This window comes from Treponema sp. UBA7570 (assembly GCA_002477955.1).
Taxonomy (GTDB): domain Bacteria; phylum Spirochaetota; class Spirochaetia; order Treponematales; family Treponemataceae; genus Treponema_D.
In genome coordinates this window covers 29,712-38,223 of sequence record DLLE01000023.1, presented here as the reverse complement: position 1 = coordinate 38,223, position 8,512 = coordinate 29,712, and the positions used below count along the sequence as shown (strand labels likewise).

The window sequence follows — 8,512 nt, the reverse complement described above, 5'->3', positions numbered from 1 at the left end:
ATAATGACATAAAATCATAAAATTCGAAGTTTGGGCTAGTTAACTAGTCGGCTGTCTGAAACTCTTTTTCAAATGTATGCGTCTTTGTTTCTTTTGAAAAATTTTTCCCGCTTGTATACTGCGTCTTTATCATTATCCTGTAGCTTCCGCTTTCAAGCTCGCTGGGAACAACGCACGAGACTGTCTTTGGCTCGTTGCGTCCGAGCTTTTCTGCGGCGAGCTTTACGCTCTTTGTCTCGTCTTTTGTATTCACAAAGTAAAGCCCCACGTCCTCATTCCCGCCACAGACTGCGATGTTTGTTCCTTTTATACAGAGAAAGCCGCCTTTTGTAAGACATTCCGCGCTTTTGCTTTCAAGGTCATGAACTTCTGTGATTTCAGGAGAAATGCTGTTTCCCTGCCTGATTACAGGAACAATCTCCTTTACAAGCTCCTTTGTCTCCGCCGTTACGCAGCACGAAACAGAAAGAGCGTGGCGGTCGCCGCTGAATGTGTCGTTTTTTGACTTGAAAACGCCGGAAAGTTTCAGGCTGCTTTTTGTGAATCCGTCGTCAACGGTGCAGCCGCTAAGGATTCTGGCAAGCTTCGCGTTTCTTAAAAGGGCTGCGACAGACAAAAGCTCTTCCTTTGAGTAGCTTTTGTTAAGCCCTGCGGTGATAATGTCGCAGACCAGGTCTTCTGTTGTGCAGGTTCCCTGGTTAATGACGCGCGCATAGTAGCTTCCGGCTGTTTTGCCGTTTAGCGTGTTTTTATATAGCGCGAACGGCACTTCGTTTGATTTGTGTTCAGCTGCTGTTGTGCTTAATGTGTTGATATTCATCTTATACCTCTTGTATGTGAATAAATTCGTCGGTTCAGGCTTTTTACAATTCCATTCATAATTTAGTCCTGAATCTTTTTATAAAAGGCCCGGATTTTGCTTCCGGCCTTGCCCGTCTTGTTCAAAAAAAAGAAATGTTTTCTGGAAACTCCGAAACTTTTCTTTTTGTCTTTCTGTCCGTTTTTAAAGGCGGACAAGCCTTTTTTAGAAAATCAATTTGTTTGCCTCCTGTTGTTTTTTAATTCGATAAAACCGAATTAACTGTGTCTAAAATATAACTGCCCTCAGCCGATTTGTCAAATTTAAATTCGTAAAAATCGAATAAAATATCAAAAAATATTAAAGAAATCTTGAATTATTCCGAAAATATGAATATTATTCGTGTAATGCGAGAAAAACGGAGAGCAAACTGCGTTTGGGGGCTGATATGCTCGTTTCATTTTCATGCGGAAATTTCTTGTCTTATGACTCAATACAGACCATTTCTTTGGCAGGCGGAAAAAAGCTCCGCACAAAAAAAGACCACCTTTACTATCCGAAAAGCGGCTCTGCAATCTTGAAGACCGGCGTGCTGAAGTTCGCCGCGGTTTACGGAGCGAACAGCGCGGGCAAGTCCAACTTTTTCAAGGCGATGAACGTTCTTAGAAGCTATATTCTTTCGGGGCATATTGTGCAGAATTCCGCCGAGCTTTACTGCCGCATTAAAAGCGGAAACAAGGAAAAGCCGTCGTTTTTTGAAATCTGCTTTCTAGTTGACGACGTTCCGTATACTTACGGGCTTAAAGTCGATATGCAGAAGAAGCTCGTTGTTTCAGAGTGGCTTTATTTTAAAAAGTCTGAGGAGAAAAAATATCTCTTTAAGAAAGAGTCTCTTGAGTCCGGAATTGTGTTCGGCTCTGTACTTGAAAACTGCCGGGAGATAAAGGTTCTTGCGAATGTTTTTTCAGGCGGCGAAAGCCCTTTTCTCTACTGCATGAACCACAACACAAAGTCTTTCTACGAGAAGAACGCCAGTGCGGTTATTCTAAGGCGGATTTTTGAATGGTTCGCAAAAAGCTTTGAGGTGATTTATCCTGACCAGCCGATAAACGACACTGCCCTTCTTGATGACTCATGCTCGCTAAAGGATTACGCTGAGCTTCTGAAGAAATTCGGGACTGGGATTGTGGAAATCAAGAAAGAGGAAGTGAGCGAGGACAAGGTAAAGGCGAACCTTTCTTTTATCGACAAGACAAACCTTGACTTTCAGATGAATATGGTGCGGACAAACAGCATTATAAGCGGTCAGAAAAGCCATTGGTCTGCTGTAATAAGAAACCGCGCGAACATATTCACAATAAAGCTCGACGCGAGCGGAAACGCGAAATATTACGCCCTGAAATTTGTCCATCAGTACGGGGACGAGAAAGTTGACTACGAGATGAGGCGCGAGAGCGACGGAACTTACAGGCTTTTCCAGCTTCTGGACGTTCTTATGACGGCAAAGAACAAGGTTTTCGTGATTGACGAGATAAGCCGCTGCATGCATCCTCTTCTGACGATTAAATTTATAGAGACGTTCTTTGAGGTTGTGAAGGACCGCAACGTGCAGCTTATTGTTACAACGCATGAGACAAGGCTGATGAGCCATAAATTCCTGCGCCGCGACGAGGTGTGGGTCTGCGACTCTCAGGCCGACGGTTCAAGCAGGCTCTCAAATTTTGACGAGAAGCAGGTGCGCATAGACAAGGTGATGGACGAGAACTATCTTGAGGGAAACTTCGGCGGCGTGCCGAGGATTTAGAGGGATTAGGCAAGAAAACTGTTTTCAATCAGGCTGTACAAATACAATGCGCTTTGACCGTACAGCCCCATCGAGTCGTCTTCAAGCAATTCTGCCACCGGGGAATTGTAAATCATCCGCAGGGCTTCGTTTTCTGTCATATTCTTGTTTTTCATAAGAAGCTCTGCAATCTGAGGAATCAGAATCGTCTTTACAAGATGATGTGTGTCTGACATTTTTCACCGCCTCATTCACAGATGATTTTCCGCGCCGCTTGAAAGCCACTTGTCAAAATAATCCATCAGATATGTTTTTCCCATTCCGTGCAAATCTTCATAGTCACTTTCAAGATGGTTCAGAAGCCTTGTTTTTTCAAAATCCTTAAAAACCTTAGATGACGGAATATTTTTATATTCGGCGTAGTTCTATGCAATATGCTTTAAATGAAAGAACTGACATTTTTTCTCCAGAAAAAAGATTGCGGGACATTTTTTATTTGTAGATAATTTTAACACATATTTTGTGAATTCTAAACTTATCTGAGGAAGCGAATAACAAAAAAAATAACCTATGCGCATAAAAAACGCCCGCCTGGCTTGGTTTTGCCAAGTCCGGCGGGCGTTCTGTTTTACGGCGGCTTTTTGCGTTTATGCAAGTTCAGCCGCCGTAGTTTTTTAGCTTATCTTATTTATACAGCTCGATAAGTTTCTGCAAGTGAACAAATCTTGCCTTTGCAGCCTCTTCGTTTCTGTTGAACAGAACTTTCGCGCGTTCTGGGAACTTGCGTGTAAGTGAAGAGTAGCGTGTCTCGTTGTTAAGGAAGCTCTGGTAAGTTCCGTCGCCCTCTTTTGAAGTGAGCGTGAACGGATTCTTTCCTTCTGCCTTGAGAGCCGGGTTGAAGCTGAACAGGTTCCAGTAGCCGGCCTTTACAGCTGCCTTCATCTCGTCCTGGCAGTGGTTCATTCCGCCCTTTACACCGTGGAGCTCGCAAGGCGCGTATCCGATGATGAGGGAAGGTCCGTTGTAAGCCTCTGCTTCCTTGATTGCCTTGAGAGCCTGAGCCGGGTTTGCGCCGAGCGCAATCTGCGCAACGTAAACGTAGCCGTAGCTCATTGCAATTTCAGAGAGAGACTTTTTGCCCATCTCTTTTCCTGCGGCAGCAAACTGGCAGACTTCGCCGATGTTTGAAGCCTTAGAAGCCTGTCCGCCTGTATTTGAGTACATTTCTGTGTCGAATACCATGACGTTGACATTTTCTCCGGAAGCAAGAACGTGATCCAGTCCGCCGAATCCGATGTCGTAAGCCCATCCGTCGCCGCCGAAAATCCATACAGATTTCTTTGCAAGGTAGTCTTTCTTTTCAAGGATTTCTTTAGAAGTTTCACATCCGCAAGCTTCAAGCTCTTTTACAAGAGCGTCTGTTGCAGGAGAGTTTGCGATTGTGTCGTTCTTTGTCTCCAAGTATTTTGCAATTGCTGCTTTAAGGGAAGCATTGTCTGTCTTAGATTCAACTTCCTCGAGCTTTGAAATAAGGTTGTCGCGGATAAATTTCTGTCCTGCGTACATTCCAAGTCCGTGCTCAGCGTTGTCCTCAAAGAGTGAGTTAGCCCAAGCAGGTCCTTTCTTTGAGTCCTTGTTGATTGTGTAAGGAGCTGTAGCGGCAGGGCCGCCCCAGATTGAAGAGCAGCCTGTAGCATTTGAAATGTACATATGCTCTCCGAAAAGCTGAGTGATAAGGCGAGCGTAAGATGTCTCTGCGCAGCCTGCGCAAGAGCCTGAGAATTCAAGCAATGGCTGGCTGTACTGTGAAGTCATCGGTGAAAGCGGCAATGTGTCAACTTCCGGCTTCTTAGAAACATTAGCTACAAGGTAATCCCACTGCGGCTGGTTCTTGACAAGGCTTTCCTGCGGAACCATTGTGAGAGATTTTGTAGGACAAACTGTTGTGCATTCGCCGCAGCCCATGCAGTCGAGCGGAGAAACAGACAGTGTGTATTTGTACTGTGAAAGTTTCGGGTTCTTTACAGCGAGAGTCTTTGCTCCGAGTCCCTCAACTTTTGAAGCCTCGTCGGCTGTAAGAAGATACGGGCGGATTGTCGCGTGAGAGCAGACAAACGCGCAAGAGTTGCACTGAACACAAGTCTCTGAATTCCATGCTGGAACCATGACCGCTGTTCCGCGCTTCTCGTATGCGGAAGCTCCAAGCTCAAACTGTCCGTCCGGATTGTCCTTGAATGCAGAAACAGGAAGGTTGTCTCCGTCCATAAGTCCGATTGGATTCATGAGCTTCTCGACCATAGCGACTGTTTTTGCCTCGCCCTTGAGAGCAGGCTTTGCAGCGTCCGGAGCCGGATTTGCCCAGCTTTCAGGAACTTTTACCTCGTGCAGTGCGCCCGCTCCCTGGTCGATCGCCTGGCAGTTCATGTCGACGATGTCCTGTCCTTTCTTAGAGAACTTTGCGACAACCTTTTCCTTCATGTATTTGATTGCTTCTTCTGAAGGAAGAACGTTCGCGAGCTTGAAGAATGCGGACTGGAGAACTGTTGAAGTGCGTTTTCCAAGTCCGATTTTTGTCGCGATGTCTACAGCGTCAACTGTGTAGACTTTAATCTTGTTGTCGTAGATGTATTTCTTTGACTCTGCAGGAAGATGCTTGTCAAGTTCCTCGTCTGACCACTGGCAGTTGATAAGGAAGATTCCGCCTTTCTTGACATCCTGAACCATCTTGTATCCCTTGATGATATAAGACTGGTTGTGGCAGGCAACAAAGTCAGCCTGATTGATGTAGTAAGGAGACTTGATTGGATGGTCGCCGAAGCGCAGGTGAGAAATTGTGATTCCTCCTGTCTTCTTTGAGTCGTACTGGAAGTAAGCCTGAATGTACTTGTCTGTGTGGTCGCCGATGATTTTTGTCGAGTCCTTGTTGGCTCCGACAGTTCCGTCACCGCCGATTCCCCAGAATTTGCACTCTACAGTTCCTTCAGCAGATGTGATTGGAGCCGGCTTGACTTCTGGCAATGAAAGATGAGTAACATCGTCAACAATTCCGATTGTGAAGCGTGATTTTGGAGCGTCTTTTGCAAGCTCTGTGTAGATTGCGAACACTGAGCTTGGAGGAGTGTCTTTTGAGCCGAGACCGTAGCGGCCGCCTGTAAGAACTACATCGTTCAAGCCAGCCTCGCGCAAAGTTGCGGCAACATCAAGGTAAAGCGGTTCTCCGAGAGAGCCTGGCTCCTTTGTTCTGTCGAGAACTGCGATTTTCTTTACGGTTTTCGGGAGTTTTTCAAGGAATTTTGCAGAAACCCACGGTCTGTAGAGATGGACTTTTACAAGGCCGACTTTCTCGCCTTTCTTTGTAAGATAGTCGATGACTTCCTCTGCAACGTCGCAGATTGAGCCCATCGCAACGATTACGCGGTCAGCGTCCGGCGCGCCGTAGTAGTCGAACAGGCCGTAGTGAGTTCCGAGCTTCTCGTTGATTTTGTTGATGTATTTCTCAACGATTGCTGGAAGTGCGTCGTAAGTTGAGTTGCAAGCCTCGCGGTGCTGGAAGAAAACGTCTCCGTTCTCGTGAGAGCCGCGCATTGCAGGATGCTCTGGATTAAGCGCGTGCGCGCGGAATTCCTTTACAGCGTCCATGTTGAGCATTTCTTTGAGGTCAGCGTAGTCCCAAAGCTCGATTTTCTGAATCTCGTGTGAAGTGCGGAATCCGTCGAAGAAGTTGATGAAAGCGACTTTTCCCTCGATTGCAGCCAAGTGCGCAACCGGAGCCAAGTCCATGACTTCCTGAGGGTTAGACTCAGCGAGCATTGCGGCTCCAGTCTGGCGGCAAGCGTAAACGTCTGAGTGGTCGCCGAAAATGTTCAAAGACTGAGTTGCGACACAGCGCGCAGCAACGTGGAATACACAAGGAAGCTGCTCAGCCGCAATCTTGTACATATTCGGAATCATCAAAAGAAGACCCTGGGAAGCTGTGAAAGTTGTTGTCAAAGCTCCCGAAGCGAGAGAACCGTGAACAGTTCCCGCCGCGCCTGCCTCAGATTCCATTTCGATTACTTTTACTTTTTCACCGAAAACGTTCTTCTGGCCGTTCGCAGACCAGTTGTCAACCCAGTCGGCCATTGGAGACGACGGGGTGATAGGATAAATACCGGCTACCTCAGTAAAAGCATAAGCGACGTGAGCCGCAGCCTGGTTTCCATCCATCGACTGTTTCTTTCTGGACATATTGTCCTCCTAAATTAACTATGGATTTTTTTGTCAAATAGAAGCAGAAAAGTTAATTCTGAAATTTATATTATTTTATAACCTGATTTGATTTTTTTCAATATTATGTCTTCATTTGAATTTGAAAATACAAAAATCTATTGCAATAAACAACTCAATCCACAACAATCAAACAAAGCGATTAAAACACTTTGACAAAAAATTGAACTTTAATAAGTTTTATAAAATACAAAAAGTATTATCTAGTCCAAATATTAAGTTTTGATAAGAATAATAATTTAAGTGTCATTCACGTGTGCTACGACAGTGCGTTTTTTTCTCAGTAAACTCGGTCAGAAACCTGTTGGAAATTTTCAAAAGATTATCGGCTCAAGCCAGATATGACATTAAACTATAAAATTCGAAGTTCAGAGGCTATTTAGAATAAAAATCTCGCAATTTCCTACATTTTTTTATTTTTACCCAGTTTTTTATCACATATATAAAAAGGAAATATCTATTTTTAAATGACGAACATTCGTCATTTAAAACATCTTTAAACAAACTAACGGTTAATAGTTTAAAACGGATTTTTCTTTTTATAAAAGTGTTTCTCATGAAACATTTTTATCAGTTAAAAATACCTTTTCGAATAAATGAAAAATTTTACGCTTATATTAAACAGTTTTACTCATAATTATCACTTATCATTTAACAAAATTATCAAATGTTTCTCATGAAACAACTTCACTAACCTCTGTGTGTTTTTTATCTCATATCTTCATATTTCAATGCACCACTATTTTAATACTTTAAAACAAATCAATACTTAATATTAAGTTCCTCAACAAGTATTGAGTATTAACCTAAGCATCGAGTTTTGATAAGAACAGTAATTTAAGTATCATTCACGTGCTGCGACAGTGTGATGGTTACGCTGCAAACTTAGCCAGAAATCTACTGGAAATTTTCAATAGATTATCGCCTCAAGCCAGATACAACAAGGGAGTGACAATCTCGGCAATGACATTAAATTATAAAACTCGAAATTAAGACTATTGACAACTTGTTTCTCATGAAACATTTTTGCCAGATTTTTAGTAAATTTTCATTTTTTATAAAACTCAACTTTCAGTAGTTTCATCAACAACACAAAATTTATTTAACTAATAAAGCAATTTGTTTCTCATGAAACATTCTGTTAAAAAAAGTTTTTATAACTTTTCGCCTGCATTTCAATAAAGTTAAAATTCCATTTTTATGTTAAAAAAAATGTTTCTCATGAAACGTCACAAATTCTTGAATTACCCTACTAGAAAAATGATGAAATTTTTTGAATAAAAAACTTCTTCATAAAACTAAAATCAAAAGTGTTTCTCATGAAACATAGATAAAGTCATAAACAAAAGTTATCCACAAGTATTCCACATTCGGACATAAAAATAAAATTCAACAAAATTTAGTTAAATTCTTTTATAATAAGGAATTAAATTTTTCAAAACACTTTTTTTTTGAGATTGCCGCATTTTTAAACAAGTTATCCACAGGCAAGACACCAAATTCTTCAGCTGCCATTATAAATAGATGTGGATAAAAAAAAGACCAGAGAAAAATCTCTGGTCTACCTGATGGTCATTTGATCTTTACGAATCTGTCATAAAAAGATCATTTAATAAGTAAAGTCCCCTCAACTTAATTATAATTAAATAAAAAAGTTTTGTCAT

The 8,512-nt window shown here is 42.4% G+C and carries 4 protein-coding genes and 1 pseudogene; 1 reads left to right on the top strand and 4 read right to left on the bottom strand.

The window, feature by feature from the left end; genetic code table 11:
- Positions 1–43 precede the first annotated feature (43 nt).
- Positions 44–820: a DUF4469 domain-containing protein gene (locus tag B4N75_RS02330; RefSeq protein WP_296667871.1), complete on the bottom strand. Its 777-nt coding sequence runs from the start codon at positions 818–820 to the stop codon at positions 44–46.
- A gap of 427 nt (positions 821–1,247) precedes the next feature.
- Here B4N75_RS02330 and B4N75_RS02325 point away from each other — a divergent pair, with 427 nt between their 5' ends.
- Positions 1,248–2,603, top strand: coding sequence for an AAA family ATPase (locus tag B4N75_RS02325; protein ID WP_296667869.1), 1,356 nt, complete (start codon positions 1,248–1,250; stop codon positions 2,601–2,603).
- A 5-nt stretch (positions 2,604–2,608) separates the two neighbouring features.
- Here B4N75_RS02325 and B4N75_RS02320 read toward each other — a convergent pair whose 3' ends face one another.
- The 3 genes and pseudogenes from B4N75_RS02320 to nifJ form a co-directional block, all read right to left on the bottom strand.
- Positions 2,609–2,818: a hypothetical protein gene (locus B4N75_RS02320; protein WP_296667867.1), complete on the bottom strand. Its 210-nt coding sequence runs from the start codon at positions 2,816–2,818 to the stop codon at positions 2,609–2,611.
- A 15-nt stretch (positions 2,819–2,833) separates the two neighbouring features.
- Positions 2,834–2,995, bottom strand: a pseudogene (locus B4N75_RS09245) (DUF3791 domain-containing protein); the annotation flags it as partial.
- 271 nt (positions 2,996–3,266) lie between these two features.
- Positions 3,267–6,809: a pyruvate:ferredoxin (flavodoxin) oxidoreductase gene (nifJ, locus tag B4N75_RS02315; protein WP_296692932.1), complete on the bottom strand. Its 3,543-nt coding sequence runs from the start codon at positions 6,807–6,809 to the stop codon at positions 3,267–3,269.
- Positions 6,810–8,512 lie beyond the last annotated feature (1,703 nt).